Origin of the sequence: Lacticaseibacillus songhuajiangensis (assembly GCF_003946025.1) — a bacterium.
In the GTDB taxonomy this organism is placed as follows: domain Bacteria; phylum Bacillota; class Bacilli; order Lactobacillales; family Lactobacillaceae; genus Lacticaseibacillus; species Lacticaseibacillus songhuajiangensis.
Map to the genome: position 1 here is coordinate 44,698 of NZ_RHNR01000008.1, position 17,962 is coordinate 62,659.

The window sequence follows — 17,962 nt, forward strand, 5'->3', positions numbered from 1 at the left end:
GGAATTTAACATGTCACAAATCGAACAACGGGTATATGCACATATCGCTACAGAGGCAGGTAACAGCATCGCGTCTGCACTGGTGACAATCGGCACGCTTGAAGCCAAGGAAGATGCCTACACGGCTCGTATCCAGCAGCTGGAGCAGCAAAATGCCGACCTTACAAATGAACGTGACCAGCTCAAAAAGGACAAGGGGGCCATATCTGACAAGCTGGGGGCTCTCCAGCCGCAAGTGGCCTTGCTCCAAGCTCAGGTACAAACGCTAAAAAAGGAAGGTGACCTAAATGGCGACAAGCATCGCGACTCAGCAGTCGCAGTACTTCCAAACCGGAACCACAGTAAGTCTAAGCACGGCAAGCCGCGGACTAAGTAAAGAGTGGGAAGTCCTTGCTGACCCTACGACCAGCAAGCCGTATGATCTGACCGGCCTCACAATCGAATTCCGGGTAAGCGGCCCCGGCGGTCCTATCGCCGGGGAGGATAACAAGATTACTGATGCACCGGGCGGACGCTTTACGTCCACGTGGCCAGAACAGCTTTACTACAACAGCATGGACCGCTTTGATGCGGTCTTTTTGCTTAAGAATGCAGACGGTGCGGTTATCGACACAACCAGCACATTTCACATCCACATAGACCCGACACCTGGCATTGTGGAGGTTGTCGGTAAGCCTAGCCTGGACGCTGTACAGTCGTCCCTGGACTACCTGGCTGACGAAGTGCAGTCTGCTCAAAATCTCGGTTCTGATGCCAAGACCCAAGTGGCTGCCGAAGTAGCCAAGCAAAAGCAGGCTGTGGATCAGGCTGCTACCGACGGCAAATCCAAGATTACCGCCTCCGTCCAGTCCGTGGATGATGTGGCAGCAAAGGCAAAAGCAGCGATAGACGCAGCGGCTACGGGCGCAACGGACAAGTCCATCGCGATCATTACAGACGCCGACTTAGCGGCGTGGGTTACACAGGAAGCGGGTGAGTAAATGAACGTAGTTACTATGATTGCAAGGATTTTAAAGGACAAGGTTGTCCGCACCGTCGGCGGGCAGAAGCCCGTGGACGGGAATATTAACATGAGTGGGTACGCGACGTGGGACAAGGTGGTGGATACCAGCAGTGAGCAGACTATCAGTGGGATAAAAAATTTACGTCAGTCCCACAGGTGGTTGGCGATATTTTGAAAATTACGTCTGACCCAACTAAGTTAGTGCTGTCGTCTGGTGCATATTACGTTAATGCAAATACCCCAAACATGCCGACGACAAACACGGGTGTGCTGTTTGTGGGTCTTGCGGTGATAGCTGATGGTGATGCTCGTGACATGATGATTTTTGCACCAGACGACGCTGCAGCCGGGTTTTACCAAGCTGTATATAATGGCAGCGCCTGGTCAGGCTGGCATAGGGCGCTGATGGATAGTGACCTCGCCACGCTAAATAACAGAATTTCCGCCCTCGAATCCAAAATTTCTGGGGGCGTAACCTCTTAAAAGATACATCGTTTACTAAGCACTAGCCGTCAGCGTGGCGGCATTAGAAGGAGGACCAATTAATGGCAAAAACAATTTATTATATCGAGCGTGACCGCATCAAGAGCACGCTGACGGCACCGGAGGACTTCAATCCGTCCTACCCGATGACTGACCGACCAATCCCAGAAGGACTCCAAAAGGATGGTGTGATTCTCGGCTACAGTTGGAACACGGAGACGCTTGGCTGGTACGATGCCAGTGAGGAAGAGGCCAAGAGCGCTGACGCTCAGCGTGACAGCAAGATTGCCGACCTGACCGAGCAGCTGACTGACGCAACTAGCGCCGTGGCCACACTGACTGGCCAGCTTGCACAAGCCAATGCTGCAACAACCACGCTTAAAAAGCAGGTGGCCATGATGACCCTAGCACAGGCTAAGGCTGATACTACCACGACACTAGTTGCCGCCACTGACACCACAGCAACCGAACCAGAGGAGGCTAAGTAATGTTTGACAAAGACTTTGTACTATCCTGCTACCCTGACATCTACACGGCTGATGACCTGCACGTCTTCGTAGGTCTGTGCTTGACGCAGGCCGAATACGATGCCGCTATCGCCCCAGCACCAACGGAAACCGAGGCGGTGTAATTGCTTGCAGCAGCCGTGTATCAAACAGCCCCGCCACACGTGTGGGGCGGCATGACGATTGGTGAGTGGGCATCGCTCACCGCAATCATCGTCGCCGTGGTGTCACTGGTCGGGGCGTTTTTCCGTTACGTGGTCTTTGCGCCCATCCAGACCAGCATCAAGGAGCTGTCTGCCAGCGTGGACGGACTCAAGGCATCTCTGGATGTCATCAAGCAGGGCTACGACCGGCTCGACCGGCGTGTCAATGAGCATGACCGACGGCTTGACCGGCACCACGAGCAAATCAAGACGCTTTACAATCGGGAGGGTAAAAACAATGGAACTGACTAGTACAGCAGTACTGCTGCGGACTGTGGACGTGCTCGAAGGCCGCGCCACAATCGAAAATGTCGAGCCTGGACTCCAGGCCAAGGTGGCCGAAGCAGTCGTAATCTACACGCAAGGGCGGACGTTGCCCACGATTGATGACGGCACTACTGACGGTGGGGAGGTGATGACAGATGCAGAAGCTACTCCAGAGCCGCAAGCCTAGCTACTGGTGGACGCTGGCCGGGGTGCTGGCACTGTCCGTGCTGACATATGGCGGTCAGGATATCCACACCAGCATGGCCACCTGGCCTGCACTGATGCACGCCTTTGGGGCATGGCTCAGCAATCCCTTTGCGATTGTGAGCGTGCTGGCCAGTGTGTGGGGTGTGAGCTTTAATCCACGTACAGAGGCAGTCACACAAACTGCATGGGGTGTGTCCGTGCGCGGTACGGACAGTGACACCACGGCGCCCAGTAAACCAGCGGCGGAGCCTACTGTGACCACCACGGATCCGCAGGAGGTGACCGACGATGACGATACTGGGGACTGACTGGGCTAAATATCAGGGCAACACGGGCGTCTGGGGCACAGCTGTGGACGCCTTTGCTATCTGCCAAGTAGGCGGCTACAACGGCCGCTTTTACCGGCAGTACACCTACGCTAGCCAAATTCGCAGCGTGCAGTCCCGTGGTCGCTGTGCCCACACGTACATCTGGCTCCAGGTCGGTGGCTCCGTGTCACTCGCCCGCCAGACCGTGGCTTACTGCCTGCCATATGTGACGGCGCCCAAGGGTAGCATCATTGCTGTGGACTACGAGGCCGGGGCGTCTAACTCCGTCTCTGCTAACACCAATGCCGTCATTGCTGCCATGCGCGCTATCAAAATGGCAGGGTACACGCCGGTGTACTACAGCTACAAGCCGTACACACTGGCGCACATCAACTCTGCGGCCATTGTGCGCGAGTTTGGCACGTGCCTGTGGATTGCGGCCTATCCTTTTGTCCACGCCGTGCCTAAGCCGGACATGCGCTACTTCCCAAGCATGGACGGGATTGCCATCTGGCAGTTTACCGACAAGTATGGACGCGAGGCGGGGACAGATGGTGACATTGATCTCACCGGCATCACGGCCAGCAAAAAGGCGGCCAAGACGGCCGCCAAGAAGGAGGATGATTACATGCCACAAGCTAAGCCGCGCAACCTCGATTTTGTCGGGGTGGCGTACACGGACGGTGCCGTGCCAATCTACACCGATGCCACGCTCAAGCACAAAACGGGCAAGCAGCTCGGCAAGCGGACTGCTTGGCGCGTCATCAGCGTCAAGGGCGGTGCAGTCCAGCTCGGGACTAACTCCTGGGCAAGCGGCGCTGATGTGCTGGTACGACTCAACCCGCTGCTGGACGGTAAGCCCGGGGCAGTGGTAGAAGTCGCTAAGGACGTGTACAAACAGGCCAAGCCGCTGCCTAAGCAACCGGCCAGCTCCAATACGCCGCTAACCAAGGGCACAAAGTGGAAGACCTTTGGCGCATATGGTGACCTAAGCAAGCCGGACAATGCGTTTATTGACGTTGGCGGTGCTTGGGTACAGGCCGACCACGTCAAGGTCATGCTGTAACAGTAGCCTCACTCGCTTCGGTGGGTGGGGCTATTTTTTGTGCGGTCCGTTGTGCATGATTAAATCAATATGTTGATTCGGATACATGAAGTAAGTATCCAAACCGTGATGACAAAATATAATGGCAATAAGCCTTTCGGATTACAGTGGCACTGATAAATATAAAGTGCACATGTAAAGGGGTCGAATTCGACCCCATTAGTAGCCTCACTCTCTGCGGAGGGTGGGGCTATTTTTTGTGTAATTTTCAGATTGCTGCTTATGATATAATTAATACACTAATTTGAGAGCAGATGATTTGATCATGGAAATGTACATTTTTATTGATGATGCTGGCCAACTTCATCCAAATTACCCCCAAAGCAATTTCTTTGTCTATGCCGGTTTTTGGTGTTTGTCTGATTCGATTGACGCAATTGGCAAAACGTACAAGGTGGTTCATCGACAAATATTTCACACTAGTAAGGAAACTAAGGCTAGTTCTATGACCAAATCTCAAAAAAAGCAGATTATCCGTCGCTTATTGAACAAGCTGGACGGAAAGATTCACCCAATATTCGAGTCCGTGTACGTTCCGAATATTAATCAAGTAGACTTTAACAACAAGCAAGCAGTTCAGCTTCATAAAAACTATTTGATATTGCGGCTGGTTGAAAAAGCCGTGAGAGAGAAAAGGCATGATGGAGAAACCGTTTCGGTATCAGATGTTAATGTTGTGATGGATAATCAGTCACAAACCACCTTACAAAACTTTGATTCTATTGAGAGGTACTTGAATAAGAGAATGCACAACGAATACAAAAATTCGTCGTTTCTCTTGTCACCAGCACCTTATAAGGCCAAATTTCAGGATTCCGAGCAAAGTGCACACATCCAGATTTGCGACATTTTTGCTAACTCAAAGTATGAGTATCACAATAAGAGCTTTCCAGCGTTAAAAACGTTGTTAAAATCGAAAAACGTTCAGCCACCATTAAAGCTTCCAAATAAATGGCGTACGGACGGTTGCATTTAGTGCCGTTAATGGTATTATATAGGCACGGGTTATACCTGATAAGCGAGTGAAGAGCTATATATATAGTCAGTGCTAGGCACCTCGCGCTCGCTGCTACATATTTTTAGTCCTATCTTCGGATAGGGCTATTTTTATGGCCACCCTGTGGATAACCGCCTGAATGCGGGACAGATACGGTACATCGGCCGCGTGAAGCCTGCTATATAAGTAAAGGCTACGATTTAAAATGTACAGACGCTAAATTTTACGAAAAGAACGGCATTCCCGGGTTTCATCGAGGAATGCCGTTCTTTTCTATTTCATCCTCGATGAAAACACACATGCATTTTCCCTTAAAAAGCGCCATAATAAACACTATTAACTACAACTAAACCGAAGGAGCGTAGCGCACATGTGCACAAGTTTTACATACGAGGATGCCGATGGTAAGTGGTACCTTTCGCGGACAATGGATTTCACTTTTGAATTGGGCGGACGCCCAGTTGTCATTCCGCGGGGCTGGCACTTTAAGGGCGGCGTCGACGGGGTTGAGTTCAATGCTGAACTCGGCTTTGTTGGGGCCGGCCGCAACGTGGGCCAGTACTTTACGGTTGACGGCGTGAACGAGGCTGGCTTCGGTGCCGCAACCTTGTACTTCACCGAGTCCGAGTACAGCGACGCGCCTGTTGCTGGCAAAACCAACCTGGCATCATACGAGTTGGTGTCTTACCTGCTGGGTCATTTTCACACAGTTGGCGAACTGCGCGATCAGCTCGACAGTCTGAACATCGTGGCGGTACCGAACGCCTTCATGGGTAACATTGTTGTACCGCTGCACTGGATTGTAGCCGACGATAGTGGTGATTGCGCCGTGCTCGAAATGGAAAATGACGGGCTGCAGCTCTACGACAACCCGGTTGGGGTGATGACCAACAGTCCCGACTTCACTTGGCACGTGAAGAACCTGAACAACTACGCTCAGCTGCGGCCAACTCAGGCTGCAGGTGCGCAGTACGGCAACCTTGCCGCACAGGGTTTTGGTGCCGGCACCGGCGCCGTAGGTCTGCCTGGGGATTACACCTCGGTTTCGCGTTTCGTGCGCATGGCCTTCTTGCGTCAAAACGGTGAAAAGGTGAGCGGCCAAGCCGCAGCGGTTAACACTTTGAGTCACCTGATGAACAGCGTCGACATTCCGCGCGGCGTCAAGGTGATGGAAGATGGCGGTTTGGACTACTCTCAGTACCGCGGCTACTCGGCCTTAAGTGATCGGACTTACTTCATGCAGCCATACGACGACCAGACCATTACCAAGGTACAACTCACTGAAGAGTTATTGAATGCGGACGAACCAACCGAATTCCCCTTGGCACACGTTCAGCAATTTGTTGAGGCCAACTAACTTGTTAGCTTAACTTACATGATTGAAGAAAAACAACGCCGCGGCGTTGTTTTTTTATGTAGACCAATTTTAAGCCGGCCAGACACCTGTTTACTAATAACGGACACCGAATTCACACATTATCTGCGAATCTGAATTTCATTAATCTACGTAATAAGGGTTATTAATGAAATAATGTTTCAAAAATCGCTTGTAAGCGGTTGATTGCTGAACTACAATTTCAGTGTTGAAAGATTTTTGCAATTATTTGGAACGTTTTGAAGGAGGAGATTTCGATGGCAATATCCTGGTTCACCTTGATTTTCCTGACAATCTACGTTGGTATCGGGCAACTCGATGCCTTGTCAGCCAAAATTGGTTTGTTCTCGCCCGTCTTTGGTGGGGCCGTCACCGGCCTCATCATGGGTGATCTGAAAACTGGGCTTGTGATTGGTGCGACCTTGCAACTGACCACACTCGGTGTTGCGACTTATGGTGGTGCAACGGTGCCCGACTTCCTATCCGGCTCCATCATGGGGACCGCCTTTGCGATTCTCTCCGGTCGGGGCACAGCCTACGGGATTGGGCTTGCAATTCCTATCGGCCTACTGCTGACCCAGATGGATATTCTGGGCCGCTTGACCAACACCTTCTTCCAGCACCGTGCTGATAAGTACGCGACGGAAGGTAACTACAAGGGCGTTGAACGCATGAACATCTTCGGTGCGATTCCGTGGATGCTCTCCCGTGGTATTCCAGTCTTCATCGGTTTGCTCTTTGGTTCCGCCGTTGTTAAGGCGATTAACAACTGGATTCCGCAGTGGATTATGAACGGTCTCAAGACCGCCGGCATTATCCTGCCAGCGATGGGGATTGCCATCCTGCTGCGCTACCTGCCAATCAAGCGCTACTTCCCATACTTCATCATCGGTTTTGTCCTGATGGCATATTTTGCCAAGACATTCTCACTGCTGGGCACCGCGCTCCTTGGTCTCGCACTGGCTGTCATTCACGTTTACAACGTAATGGGCAACCGGAAGAACAATGACAACAACGAGCATCACGATGATGGTGGTCACGCGGAAACGGAAGAACTTGCGGAGGTGGAGATCGATGTCTGATATGAAACTAACCAAACTCACGAAAAAAGACGTCCGCTCAGTGTTTGTCCGGACTTGGCTCGGACTGCAATTGGGTTGGAATTACGAAAAGATGCAGGGCCTAGGTTACGCCTACGCGGTAATGCCAGCCCTGAAGCGTTTGTACAAGAACGATAAGGACAAGATGAAGCAAGCGCTCGGCCTGGAAATGGGCTTCTTCAACACCACACCACAAATGGCCCACCTGATTGTCGGTGCCGACATTGCGCTGCAAGACCAGCTGGGGATGAACGATGACAGTGAAAAGGCCATCGCCGGTCTCAAAACTGGGTTGATGGGTCCCTTCGCTGGTGTCGGGGACACGGTCTTCGTTGCCATTTACAACGCCATCATCTTCTCCATTACCGCATACCTGTGCATGTCCGGTCAGTGGATTGGCCTGCTGATTCCACCAATCGGGTGCTGTGCGATTACCTGGGTCCGTTGGAAACTCTTCGGCATGGGGATTGCGCAAGGGCAGCGTTTGGCGACGACTTTTGCGGACAGCATGTCGCTCTTCACTGAAGGCGCGTCGATTCTCGGGCTGACCGTGGTCGGCGGGATGATTCCATCCGTTATTGCTTACAACGTTGATCTCACTTACAAGGTCGGGAAGGTTACGATGAGTGTCCAGGCGATGCTCGACAAAATCATGCCGGGCCTGATTCCACTGGCTATCGCGATGGTTTCCTACTGGCTGCTTGGCCGCAAGCACATGAACTCGACCCGCTTGATTTTCGTTTTGATTGCGGTCGGCATGGTTCTGGGCAACTTGCAGCCAATCTTCGGCTGGCTCGGCGGTCTGTTTGGCTAAGCCAATAGTTTCCTAACAAAGGAGGGATTCATCGTGACGATTGTAGCAGCACGAATTGATGAACGCATGATCCACGGCCAGGTGGCCACGGTTTGGAGCAACACCGTTGGCGCCGAGCGGATTATGGTGGTAAATGACAAGGTGGTTCACGACGACATGGAAATTGCCGGTTTGAAGATGGCGCGGCCTGCTGGTAAGAAGCTGGCCATTTCATCCATTGACAAAGCGGTGGTGAACTTGCAGCCAGGGGCAAAATACGATGGCGAACGCGTCTTCGTGATTACCCGCAACGTGGCCGACATGGCGGCGCTGATTGATGGCGGGGCACCGATTCCGGAATTCAACATTGGTAATATTTCGGCCAAACCGGGTTCCAAGAAGATTAAGGCGTCTGTGAACCTGACGGATGAAGACGTCGCAACTTTGCGGCGACTACTGGCGGCGGGAATTAAGATTACCGCCCAAATGGTCCCGAACGAGTCTAACGCCTCGGTTGAAACCTATTTGAACGATTGAGGATGGTTTAAGTGACAGTACTTGGTGATATTAAGGATGCATTGCCGCAATTGACGCGTGTGCACCAAACAGTGGCACGCTACGTGCTGGCCAATCCGGACAAGTTCTTGCACCAGACAGTGGCGGACATCGCGGCCAGCGCCGGGACCTCATCCGCCAGCGTGATTCGCTTCGTGCGGGCGATGGACTACAAGGATTTGCAGAGCTTTAAGCTCGCACTGGCGCAGCAAAATGCGCCGCAGCACGCGCCACTAACGAGTTTGGTGCAGGCAAGCGATGATACGGAAACTATCGCCGCTAAGTTGAGTCAGGCATACGTTGATACCACTAAGGAGCTCGAGAGTGATTTGGATGTTGCCGCAATGCAGCAGGCGACCAGTTTGCTGAAGCATGCCCGGCGCGTGTACATTGAAGGCGTCGGCGCCTCCGGTTTAGCCGCGCAGGATCTATACCTGAAATTGGTGCGTGCAGACTGGGACGTCCATTACGATCTCGATTTGCACACTGCGGTTGAACATGCCTATTACAGCAAGCGTCAAGACGTGATGATTGCTTACTCCTATTCGGGGCAGACGGAAGAAGTGCTGCTCGCGGTCCGGCAAGCACTCGCCAACGATACACCGGTCATTGCCATTACGCGGCGGATTGCGAATCCGCTGGGCAAACTGGCGACGGTGGTGCTTGGATTGCCGCCCACTGAGCAACTTTTGCGCATCGGGGCCGTCACCTCGGTCTATTCGCAAACGTTCCTGGGCAACCTGCTTTTTCTGGGAACGGTTCAGGATCGGATTCCGAACATGGAATCCAATTACCGCGACACCAGCACGCTGCTCGGGCACTTCAAGGAAGGTGAGGGGGATGCAAAATGATTTCTGATTTACAAACGGAACAACGCAACCCGCGGACAATGCACATCGATGCGATGGACACACTGGACATGGTGCAGACCATCAACGCTGAGGATGCGACGGTGGCAGCTGCGGTTGCGCAAGTGACACCTGCGATTGCGCAGGCGGTTGACGGTGCGGCCGAACGCTATCGGAAGAGCGGCCGGCTAGTGTACGCAGGGGCCGGAACCTCTGGTCGTCTCGGCGTACTGGATGCCTCGGAACTGGTACCAACATACGGGATTAAGCCCGAGCGTGCAGTTGGTTTGATTGCTGGCGGCCGCTCGGCCATGTTCAGCGCGGTTGAAGGCGCAGAAGACAACGCACAGCTCGGTGCGGATGACTTGCTCGCGCTCAAGCTGACGCCAGACGACGTCGTAATTGGCATCGCCGCTTCCGGACGCACCCCCTACGTGCTGGGCGCACTCGACTATGCGAACACCGTTGGCGCCCTGACCATCGCCGTGGCCTGCGTGCCAGACAGCGCGATTGGCCAGAAGGCGACCATCGCCATCAACGCAGTCGTTGGTCCTGAAGTTGTGACCGGCTCGACCCGGATGAAGGCGGGCACCGCACAAAAGTTAATTTTGAACACCTTATCCACTGGTGTGATGATTAAAGTGGGGAAGGTCTACCAGAACCTGATGGTTGACGTTTTGCCAACCAACCAGAAGTTGGTTGACCGGGCGCAGCGCATCGTTGCGGCAACTGCCGAAGTTGACGCGGCCACGGCGCAGGCTGCCTTCAAGGCTGCTGGTGAACGGGTACCCGTCGCCATCGTCATTGCCAAGACGGGCAGTGATGCTAAAACAGCGGCCAAATTGCTGGCGGATAGTGATGGTAGCATCACCCAGGTATTCACGAAATGGAATGCAGAGCATGACACAAACAATTGATGAATTGGCGGCAGCGGCGCTTAGCGACGCTGCCGTTCCTGGTATTAGTTATAGTGTGTTCGGTCCCGACATGAACGCCGGCCACGCGTTGGGCTTTCAAGGTCAGGGGGCAGATCACCTGCCGCTGACTGGTGCAGCACTGTACGACTTGGCGTCACTGACCAAAGTTGTGGGCACAACGACGCGCTTGCTGCAATTGCTGGCGGCGCACAAGCTGCACTTGACCGACACTGTTGGCCAATATGTCGGTGGCTGCGCGGCGCCAGAGCTGACGATTGAGCAGCTGATGCTGCACCGCAGCGGCTTGCCGGCTGACGTTGCGGGTACCCACGGGATGAACCGGGCGCAACTAGACACTGCCGTGCGTAGCGCGCAGCCGCACTACACGCCCGGAACTGTCACCGAATACTCGGATTTGAATTACATTTTGCTCGGCCGGGTCATTGCCGCTATCGATGGCAGTCTTGCCGCCAGCGTCAGCAGTCAGGTGCTGCGGCCACTGGGAATGACGAGTTCTGGCTACAATTTGCAGGCCCCCTTGGCGCGTTTCGTGCCAACTGAGAACCGGCCTGAACGCGGCGGCATCGTGCGCGGGAAGGCGCATGACCACAAGGCCTACCTCATGGGCGGGGTCAGCGGCCATGCAGGTCTCTTCAGTAATTTGGACGACCTGACCATTTTCACCCGGGCGATGACCGGCCTGACGAAAACGCCGGTCTTGCCACCAGCCGTTTTCAAGTTGCTGGCCGACCACGATGTTGGCGGCCGCACCTTAGGCTGGCGGCGGTGGTCGCACGGCCAGCAGTATTGGCACACTGGTTTCACCGGCACATCGATAGCGTTTGACCGCGACAAGCAGACGGGTTTTGTGTGCCTGACGAACCGCGTGTACCCAACGCGCACGAACCGCGCCTTTTTGGCGGTGCGGCGGCAGATGCTGACGGCATTCTTCGGGCAGGAAAGTGAGTGGCAAGATTGAGCAAAATTCAAGACATTCAAATTGACACCCAGTCGTTGCCGCTGAAAGTACCCTTCACCACGTCGCGGCATGTTGTGGATGCGGCGCGTTGTGTGCGGGTTGCCATCAAGCTGGATAACGGCATGATCGGTTATGGTGCCGGAACGCCGAATGAAGTGGTAACCGGCGACACGATGTCGTCACTGAGCGCCGTACTACGTGAATTGGCACCAACGCTGATTGGCGCTGACCTAGCAGACTGGAATGTTTTGCTGGGACGGGTGCAGAACCTGATTACGTACAATGGTCCGGCCAAGGCAGCACTGGAGATTGCACTCTATGATTTGCGTGCACAGCTTTACGGCGTTAATCTGCCGCAATTGCTGGGCAGCCAGCTGGCTAGCGTGACGACCGACATGACCATCAGCATTCACCCACTGCCGCAGATGGTGGCCGAAGCCAAGCAGTTCGCGGCGGCCGGCTTTAAAGCGGTCAAAATTAAAGTGGGTGGCGGCACGCTCGAAGATGATGTGGCCCGTGTTGAAGCCATTGCCGATGCACTGGGGCCGGGGCACCGCTTGCGCTTAGACGCCAACCAAGGCTGGACCGTGGCGGAAGCGGCGACGGCGTTGCGGGCACTCGCGGCGCGCAACCTGCCGATTGATTTCGTTGAGCAACCGTTGCCGGCGCGCGATGTGGCGGGGATGCAGGCACTGACCGGTCTGCACATCTTGCCGATTATGGCCGATGAGGCGGTGTTCTCTTACGCAGACGCGCTCAACATTCTGGAGCGTCGGGCTGCGGACTACATCAATATTAAGCTGATGAAGACTGGTGGTTTGTCTGAAGCGAGCAAAATTAATGCGGCCTGCGCGGCGCGCGGTGTCGCTTGCATGGTCGGGTGCATGATTGAACCGAATACCAGCTTGCGCGCGGCGGTTGCGTTCGCGGCGGCCAATGCTAACGTGCAGTTCGTGGATCTCGATGCTGCCTACATGGTTAAGGTGCCGCAGCCCGGACTCACGATTGATGGCGCCAAGTTGACTTTTGCCTGAGGAGGGTCGCTCATGTTAGAGAACTTGCGAACGCAGTTGACAGCGCTATGCACGGCCGCACCATTTGCGACGGGATTGGCAGTTGATGTTGGTGGGGAGCAGTTCGCGCTGAATGCCGACTACCAATTTTCAGCCGCCAGCATCATCAAACTCGGCATCGCCGCATACGGCCACGAGCTCTGGACAGCGCATCAGGAGAGCTTGACGGCACTTGTTGAGGCGACCTCTACCGACATTGTCGGTGGGGCTGGGTTGATTCGCTTGCTAACGCCGAAGCGCTATCCAGTGGCGGATTTATTAACGCTGATGATTACGGTATCGGACAACACGGCGACCAATCTGCTGATTGACCGCTGGGGGATGACTGCCATCAATGACTGGCTACAAGCACATTATCTTGGTGCTCAGTTAGAGCGCCGGCTGATGGCCCCCAATCCTGCTGGTGAGAATCTGGTGTCGGCGACGGCGGCCTTACACCTCTTGCAAGATTGCCTGAATGCCGATGACGCCTATTGGCAGGTGGTGCAGCGCGCGCTGCGGCACCAGACCAGTCAGCTCAAACTGACTTTGCCGCTGGCCAGCGGTGAATTTGCCGGGACGTGGGCCAACAAAACGGGCGAACTCGCGGATGTTGAACACGATGCCGCGCGGCTAATGGTGAATGGGCAGCATGCTGATTGCGTGCTGCTCACCCAGTTCGCTGTTGGTCAACGCGGCCTAGCGATGCGTTTGCAACGGCAAATCGGCGAGTGCCTGTGCCAGTACCTGAATCAGTAGTAGCGGATTCCTGCGGTTAGCCCTTGGGGCAAACTGCAGGAATTTTTTTCACCACCGGCAAGTGATATGATGAGCACATCCATATCGCAAAGGTGGTTAACAAGATGAATCAACACATTCACAACCTGGACCCAGAAGGCCATGGCGCCAATTTGCAACTCGACGACAAGAGTGAGGCGTGGACCCGCAAAATGATGGCAGACCTCGAACATTTTCGCGATGTTGAAAAGGGCTGGGGCGAATACCACACGCCCAAGAACCTGGCGATGGCGCTGAACGTTGAAGCCAGCGAGCTAAGTGACATCTTTACTTGGTATCGTGACGGCGAGGCGGTTACGGAAAAGGACAAGGCGCACGCAGAAGAGGAACTCGCGGACGTGATGATCTACAGTTTCTTCATGTGCTCGCGCCTGGGCTTGGACCCGCTGAAGTTAATTCGGGCAAAACACGAGATTAACCGCGGCAGGACGTGGCCGGAAGCCGAATAGCAAAATAAAGGGCTGTGCCAAAAGGCGGTTAGCTCCCGATATACAATCAGGCTCCGGCCGGAATCCCGAACTTAGGATTCTGGCCGGAGCCTGCTTGTATGTTAGGGAGCCCTTCGGTGTCCGTCTCACTACGCGCTAAAGCACGAGGTCGACTGGCTGCCTTTTGGCGCGCGACCACAGTGTCATGTTCGTGCGCTAAATACTTTTGTCACAGTCCCTTTTGTATTATGAAGTTAATATCAAATTGGGTGGTGCTGGTAAGCTACTGCGCAGTCGCGCTTCAGGGGACAGGTTCCTTGCATACCGGGATTTACTGCCCAGTCGCGCTGCCAAGGACAGTTCCCTAGCACATAAGGCGAAATCAGCCTAAATCCTAAGTACGGGATTTAAGCTGATTCCACCTTATGTGACGGGAGCTAAGCGTCCTTGGCAGCAGCCTTACCTTAGTATTCCCGCTTCCCCAGCTTGTACACCTGCTTGTCGGCTTGCGCGACCGCGCTGATGTCTTCAAGTGGGTTCTTGTCGAGGGCCAAGAAGTCGGCGAACTTGCCTTCTTCGAGGGTGGCGTAGTCCTTGTTGATGCCCATCAGTTCTGCGGAGTTGTAAGATGTGCGCATCGCTTCGAAAGGTGTGGCGCCTTGCTGCACCATCAGTTGCAGTTCAATTGGTGTCATTGAAAAGTCGTTGAATGGCGTGCCGGCGTCAGTCCCGAGGGCAATCTTCACACCGCGCTTCCAAGCCCGCATGATGTTGTGGTAGAGGTCATCGAGCGCATCGGCTGCCTTCTTGATTTCCCAGTCAGGGAGCTTGCCCTGGCCGTATTCGGGGATGGCCCAGTCGGCAACGAAGGTCGCGTCGAGGTAAGTATTTTGCTTAATCATCATGTCGGCTTCTTCATCAGTGACGTAGAAACCATGTTCGATGGAGTCCACGCCGGCCTTGATGGCGTTCATGATGCCAGGGTTGCCTTCAGCGTGGGCGGCAACGATGCGGCCGCGCTTGTGGGCTTCCTCAACGGCCACACGCATTTCGTCAGTGTTGAGCTGCGCGTCGTCCATGAAGTCGTCAGGGGTCATGACACCACCGGTCGCCATGAGCTTGATATTCTTGGCACCTTTCTTCATGCCCCTGCGAACCTTCTTGCGCATCTCGTCGGGGGAGTCGACCTTGTGGCCGAAGTGCTTGGAGTCCCCGTGACCACCCGTCATGGAGAAGGCCATCCCGGATGGCATCATTTCGGGCGTGCCGGCCAAAATGCCCTTACGTTCCATTTGGACGAGGGTCAAATCGACGTCGTAAGAGGTCCCGCATTCGCGAATATATGTAACGCCTGACTTAAGCAAAGTATGTAAGTTATCGATTGAACGTACGGTTGCGCTAGTGGCATCATCCTTACCATCGAGGCTACCGCTACCGGGATTGGAAGTGATGTGGGTATGGGCGTTAATGAGGCCCGGCATGACGTACTTGCCATCCAGATCAACCTGGTGGTCAGCAGCAGGCGCGTTGCCGGTACCCGTCGCGGTGATGCGACCGGTCGCGTCATCGACGGTAAACCACGCGTTGGGGGTGATACTGTCCTCAGTACCGGCAAAGAAATTACAGTTGGAGAAAGTTGTTGTTGTCATAATTCCACCTCAATTTTTAGATTACAGCAACATTATAACTAAATGTGATGACGGTCAAGCCCCGCAATGTTAAAAGTCGGTTGCAAAATTAACAGGGCGAGTGAAACGTTGATATAGTCACAATATAGTGGCGAGATACCATGTTGACAAGCTTCTAAGTAAAGATTAATCTAAGCGTATTCTAGTCCTAGGAGGAAATACATATGCAAGCAGTAAAAGCGCAGGATTTATACGCCATCAAGACACTTAGCCAGCCCCAGGCGGCCGGCGACACGGTTTTCTTCAACGAAAATGAAATCGATGAGGCTTCGGGTGAATATCGTAGTGCCATCTACGCCTATAACCGGCAGACGGGTGCCCGCCAGCGTTTTGGCACCGACGGTAAGCACGATGGGGCACCACGCCTCAGTCCCGACGCCCAGACCTTGGCGTTCACAGCGACAGACGCTGATGGGAAGAGCCAAATTTTCACCCAGTCCGTTGCAGGCGGCAGTGCCAGCCAGTTCACGAGCAGTGAGTTTGGCGTTGGCACTTACGCTTGGGCAGCAGACGGGCAGGGCTTCTTCTATCAAGAGACACGCCATCCGCGCCGCAGTGACAAGTTGACCGGTGCACGCTATACCCGCGTTCAGTACCGGTTCAACGGCAAGGGTTACCTACCGGAAGATGAAGATTACTACCTGATGCGTCAGAGTGCGGCAACTCAGTCTGCCAGTGAGTTCTATCACCAGACTTATAAGTTCAGTTTTGACGCCACCGATTCCAGTGGCAAGTACTTGGCGCTGCACACTGAGGCGGACCCCCAGGACGACAACAACGCCGCCACGGACAACTTCTTACTCGATGCGACGACTGGTGCGGCCACGCACGTGCAGACGGGCTTTGAACACGGTGAATTCGCAGCAGAGGCGTTTACGGCTGATGGCAGTAAGGCGCTCTTCACCGGCGAACCCAACACTGAAGCCACAGATCTGCGCACCTGCGTATTCGAATATGATTTTCAGGCGCAGACCTTCAGCACCGCGCAGACGGATACTGACGTTGAAGTTGGCGGCATGGTGGTTGGTGATGCCCAGCAGAACCTGAGTGGTACGGCTGCAGCCTACCTCGGCGATGACTACTTGGTGGCCACCGCGCAACGGGGGGCGGTTGAGCTCTACAAGAACGCCGACTTTGAACCATTCTTCACGGGTAAAATGCACGTGACTGATTTTGTCGCGCAGCCAGATGGCAGTGGTGTCTACGCCACCGTCAGCTCGCAGACGCAGGCCAGCCGCTTGGTGTACGTCGATGCGGCAAGCGGCAAGGCAACGGAGCTCTACAACCCGAACACGGATTACGAGCAGCGTCACACCATCGTTGCGCCCGAAGAGTTCACTTTCCAGCGCGCCGGTGAGACCTTGCAGGGCTGGTATTTTGCGCCCGCAACCAAGGCCGACAAGCATGCCGCAGTCCTTTACGTACATGGTGGCCCGCACGCGGCATATGGTTACACCTTCTTCCACGAATTGCAGTACGAGGCTAGTCTCGGTTACGGCGTGATTACGCTCAACCCACGTGGTGGTGCGACCTACGGCAACGACTTCAAGAAGGCCGTCATTGGTGACTACGGTGGTGAAGACTTCCAGGACCTGATGGCAGCGTGTGACGAAGCCCAGAAGCTCGACCCGACGATTGACCCTGCACGTCTGTACTGCGCCGGTGGTTCCTACGGTGGTTTCATGAGCAACTGGGTTGAAACACACACCGACCGCTTCGCCGGGGTTGCGACCTGCCGTTCCATCAGCAACTGGACCAGTTTCTATGGCACTAGTGACATCGGCTTTAGCTTTGGCCCCCGCGAAATGGAAGCCAAAATGCAGGGGGATGTCAGCGACCAAGCAACGCTTTGGAAGTTCAGCCCACTGGCTTACGTTGATCGGGCGAAGACACCAATTCTCATTTTGCATGGCGAAGAGGACTACCGCTGCCCAATCGAGCAGGGCGAACAGTTCTTCACCAGTTTGAAGCTCCACGGTGTTGAGACTGAATTCGTGCGCTTCCCGAAGAGCAACCACGAACTGTCACGTAGCGGGATTCCTGCGCTGCGGATTGAACGCATGGAAGCCATCACAGACTGGTTCGACAAGCACTAATACTGTCCGTCGGCGTAAGTCGGGAAACTTTCATCCGCAAGGATGCTCGGTTTGAAAAATAGTGGTTAGACCGAAGGTCGGGACTGGGGCGGCTTGGTTACGTGCCCGCAGGTAGGTGGCGCAGGGTCGCTCACGCCGAGCAAGCTCGGCTACCGCTAAACTTTTTGCCGAAGCCCCTGGCAAAAACAGACTAACCTTAGTAGCGAAGATTGATTCGACGGAATCTATCTTCGCTACTTTTTCGTTTCGGCGTA

General features: G+C 54.5%; 22 protein-coding genes. 21 read left to right on the forward strand and 1 reads right to left on the reverse strand.

Annotation, left to right across the window (positions count from 1 at the left end):
• Positions 1 to 10: 10 nt before the first annotated feature.
• The 20 genes from EKM97_RS03680 (at position 11) to EKM97_RS03770 (ending at position 13,945) form a co-directional block, all read left to right on the forward strand.
• A complete protein-coding gene (locus EKM97_RS03680; protein WP_125570932.1) occupies positions 11 to 376 on the forward strand; it encodes a hypothetical protein in 366 nt (121 codons plus the stop codon).
• Positions 288 to 980, forward strand: a complete 693-nt coding sequence (locus EKM97_RS03685) for a BppU family phage baseplate upper protein (protein ID WP_125570933.1) — start codon at positions 288 to 290, stop codon at positions 978 to 980. Before EKM97_RS03680 ends, EKM97_RS03685 begins: the two co-directional genes overlap by 89 nt.
• A gap of 194 nt (positions 981 to 1,174) precedes the next feature.
• Positions 1,175 to 1,486, forward strand: a complete 312-nt coding sequence (locus tag EKM97_RS03690; protein ID WP_125570934.1) for a hypothetical protein — start codon at positions 1,175 to 1,177, stop codon at positions 1,484 to 1,486.
• A 62-nt stretch (positions 1,487 to 1,548) separates the two neighbouring features.
• Positions 1,549 to 1,974, forward strand: coding sequence for a hypothetical protein (locus tag EKM97_RS03695; RefSeq protein WP_125570935.1), 426 nt, complete (start codon positions 1,549 to 1,551; stop codon positions 1,972 to 1,974).
• On the forward strand, positions 1,974 to 2,117 hold the full coding sequence (locus EKM97_RS11910; RefSeq protein WP_164507427.1) for a hypothetical protein: 144 nt from the start codon (positions 1,974 to 1,976) through the stop codon (positions 2,115 to 2,117). Before EKM97_RS03695 ends, EKM97_RS11910 begins: the two co-directional genes overlap by 1 nt.
• Positions 2,118 to 2,447: a hypothetical protein gene (locus tag EKM97_RS03700; protein ID WP_125570936.1), complete on the forward strand. Its 330-nt coding sequence runs from the start codon at positions 2,118 to 2,120 to the stop codon at positions 2,445 to 2,447. It abuts the gene before it with no gap.
• Complete coding sequence (locus EKM97_RS03705) at positions 2,434 to 2,649, forward strand: hypothetical protein (RefSeq protein ID WP_125570937.1); 216 nt, start codon at positions 2,434 to 2,436, stop codon at positions 2,647 to 2,649. The genes EKM97_RS03700 and EKM97_RS03705 overlap by 14 nt, the downstream gene beginning before the upstream one ends.
• On the forward strand, positions 2,618 to 2,977 hold the full coding sequence (locus EKM97_RS03710) for a hypothetical protein (RefSeq protein ID WP_125570938.1): 360 nt from the start codon (positions 2,618 to 2,620) through the stop codon (positions 2,975 to 2,977). Before EKM97_RS03705 ends, EKM97_RS03710 begins: the two co-directional genes overlap by 32 nt.
• On the forward strand, positions 2,958 to 4,043 hold the full coding sequence (locus EKM97_RS03715) for a GH25 family lysozyme (RefSeq protein WP_125570939.1): 1,086 nt from the start codon (positions 2,958 to 2,960) through the stop codon (positions 4,041 to 4,043). Before EKM97_RS03710 ends, EKM97_RS03715 begins: the two co-directional genes overlap by 20 nt.
• 304 nt (positions 4,044 to 4,347) lie before the next feature.
• Positions 4,348 to 5,058 (forward strand): DUF3800 domain-containing protein, encoded by a 711-nt coding sequence (locus tag EKM97_RS03720; protein ID WP_125570940.1) that lies wholly within the window; start codon positions 4,348 to 4,350, stop codon positions 5,056 to 5,058.
• A gap of 391 nt (positions 5,059 to 5,449) precedes the next feature.
• A complete protein-coding gene (locus EKM97_RS03725; RefSeq protein ID WP_125570941.1) occupies positions 5,450 to 6,436 on the forward strand; it encodes a choloylglycine hydrolase family protein in 987 nt (328 codons plus the stop codon).
• A gap of 275 nt (positions 6,437 to 6,711) precedes the next feature.
• Entirely contained in the window at positions 6,712 to 7,536 is an 825-nt protein-coding gene (locus tag EKM97_RS03730) for a PTS mannose/fructose/sorbose/N-acetylgalactosamine transporter subunit IIC (RefSeq protein ID WP_125570942.1), read from the forward strand.
• Positions 7,529 to 8,368: a PTS system mannose/fructose/sorbose family transporter subunit IID gene (locus EKM97_RS03735; RefSeq protein WP_125570943.1), complete on the forward strand. Its 840-nt coding sequence runs from the start codon at positions 7,529 to 7,531 to the stop codon at positions 8,366 to 8,368. Before EKM97_RS03730 ends, EKM97_RS03735 begins: the two co-directional genes overlap by 8 nt.
• Positions 8,369 to 8,401: 33 nt before the next feature.
• Positions 8,402 to 8,884 carry a PTS system mannose/fructose/N-acetylgalactosamine-transporter subunit IIB gene (locus tag EKM97_RS03740; protein ID WP_125570944.1) on the forward strand — a complete coding sequence of 161 codons (483 nt, stop codon included), beginning with the start codon at positions 8,402 to 8,404 and terminating at the stop codon, positions 8,882 to 8,884.
• An 11-nt stretch (positions 8,885 to 8,895) separates the two neighbouring features.
• Positions 8,896 to 9,753: a MurR/RpiR family transcriptional regulator gene (locus EKM97_RS03745; protein WP_125570945.1), complete on the forward strand. Its 858-nt coding sequence runs from the start codon at positions 8,896 to 8,898 to the stop codon at positions 9,751 to 9,753.
• A 53-nt stretch (positions 9,754 to 9,806) separates the two neighbouring features.
• On the forward strand, positions 9,807 to 10,667 hold the full coding sequence (gene murQ, locus EKM97_RS03750) for an N-acetylmuramic acid 6-phosphate etherase (RefSeq protein WP_263853707.1): 861 nt from the start codon (positions 9,807 to 9,809) through the stop codon (positions 10,665 to 10,667).
• A complete protein-coding gene (locus EKM97_RS03755; protein WP_125570947.1) occupies positions 10,642 to 11,646 on the forward strand; it encodes a serine hydrolase domain-containing protein in 1,005 nt (334 codons plus the stop codon). The genes murQ and EKM97_RS03755 overlap by 26 nt, the downstream gene beginning before the upstream one ends.
• Entirely contained in the window at positions 11,643 to 12,680 is a 1,038-nt protein-coding gene (locus EKM97_RS03760; protein ID WP_225419203.1) for a dipeptide epimerase, read from the forward strand. The genes EKM97_RS03755 and EKM97_RS03760 overlap by 4 nt, the downstream gene beginning before the upstream one ends.
• A 12-nt stretch (positions 12,681 to 12,692) precedes the next feature.
• Positions 12,693 to 13,457, forward strand: coding sequence for a serine hydrolase (locus tag EKM97_RS03765; protein ID WP_125570949.1), 765 nt, complete (start codon positions 12,693 to 12,695; stop codon positions 13,455 to 13,457).
• 104 nt (positions 13,458 to 13,561) lie between these two features.
• Positions 13,562 to 13,945, forward strand: a complete 384-nt coding sequence (locus EKM97_RS03770) for a nucleotide pyrophosphohydrolase (RefSeq protein WP_125570950.1) — start codon at positions 13,562 to 13,564, stop codon at positions 13,943 to 13,945.
• A 443-nt stretch (positions 13,946 to 14,388) separates the two neighbouring features.
• Here the strand turns inward: EKM97_RS03770 and EKM97_RS03775 are convergent, their stop codons facing one another.
• On the reverse strand, positions 14,389 to 15,573 hold the full coding sequence (locus EKM97_RS03775) for a metal-dependent hydrolase family protein (RefSeq protein ID WP_125570951.1): 1,185 nt from the start codon (positions 15,571 to 15,573) through the stop codon (positions 14,389 to 14,391).
• A 203-nt stretch (positions 15,574 to 15,776) separates the two neighbouring features.
• Here EKM97_RS03775 and EKM97_RS03780 point away from each other — a divergent pair, with 203 nt between their 5' ends.
• Positions 15,777 to 17,708 carry a S9 family peptidase gene (locus EKM97_RS03780; protein ID WP_125570952.1) on the forward strand — a complete coding sequence of 644 codons (1,932 nt, stop codon included), beginning with the start codon at positions 15,777 to 15,779 and terminating at the stop codon, positions 17,706 to 17,708.
• Positions 17,709 to 17,962: the final 254 nt, after the last annotated feature.

Coding starts and splice junctions, on each gene's coding strand:
- EKM97_RS03705 (WP_125570937.1), top strand. CDS start 2,434: ATGGAACTGACTAGTACAGCAGTACTGCTGCGGACTGTGGACGTGCTC.
- EKM97_RS11910 (WP_164507427.1), top strand. CDS start 1,974: ATGTTTGACAAAGACTTTGTACTATCCTGCTACCCTGACATCTACACG.
- EKM97_RS03735 (WP_125570943.1), top strand. CDS start 7,529: ATGTCTGATATGAAACTAACCAAACTCACGAAAAAAGACGTCCGCTCA.
- EKM97_RS03755 (WP_125570947.1), top strand. CDS start 10,642: ATGCAGAGCATGACACAAACAATTGATGAATTGGCGGCAGCGGCGCTT.
- EKM97_RS03765 (WP_125570949.1), top strand. CDS start 12,693: ATGTTAGAGAACTTGCGAACGCAGTTGACAGCGCTATGCACGGCCGCA.
- murQ (WP_263853707.1), top strand. CDS start 9,807: ATGGACACACTGGACATGGTGCAGACCATCAACGCTGAGGATGCGACG.
- EKM97_RS03730 (WP_125570942.1), top strand. CDS start 6,712: ATGGCAATATCCTGGTTCACCTTGATTTTCCTGACAATCTACGTTGGT.
- EKM97_RS03720 (WP_125570940.1), top strand. CDS start 4,348: ATGGAAATGTACATTTTTATTGATGATGCTGGCCAACTTCATCCAAAT.
- EKM97_RS03710 (WP_125570938.1), top strand. CDS start 2,618: ATGCAGAAGCTACTCCAGAGCCGCAAGCCTAGCTACTGGTGGACGCTG.
- EKM97_RS03715 (WP_125570939.1), top strand. CDS start 2,958: ATGACGATACTGGGGACTGACTGGGCTAAATATCAGGGCAACACGGGC.
- EKM97_RS03725 (WP_125570941.1), top strand. CDS start 5,450: ATGTGCACAAGTTTTACATACGAGGATGCCGATGGTAAGTGGTACCTT.
- EKM97_RS03685 (WP_125570933.1), top strand. CDS start 288: ATGGCGACAAGCATCGCGACTCAGCAGTCGCAGTACTTCCAAACCGGA.
- EKM97_RS03775 (WP_125570951.1), bottom strand. CDS start 15,573: ATGACAACAACAACTTTCTCCAACTGTAATTTCTTTGCCGGTACTGAG.
- EKM97_RS03680 (WP_125570932.1), top strand. CDS start 11: ATGTCACAAATCGAACAACGGGTATATGCACATATCGCTACAGAGGCA.
- EKM97_RS03770 (WP_125570950.1), top strand. CDS start 13,562: ATGAATCAACACATTCACAACCTGGACCCAGAAGGCCATGGCGCCAAT.
- EKM97_RS03780 (WP_125570952.1), top strand. CDS start 15,777: ATGCAAGCAGTAAAAGCGCAGGATTTATACGCCATCAAGACACTTAGC.
- EKM97_RS03695 (WP_125570935.1), top strand. CDS start 1,549: ATGGCAAAAACAATTTATTATATCGAGCGTGACCGCATCAAGAGCACG.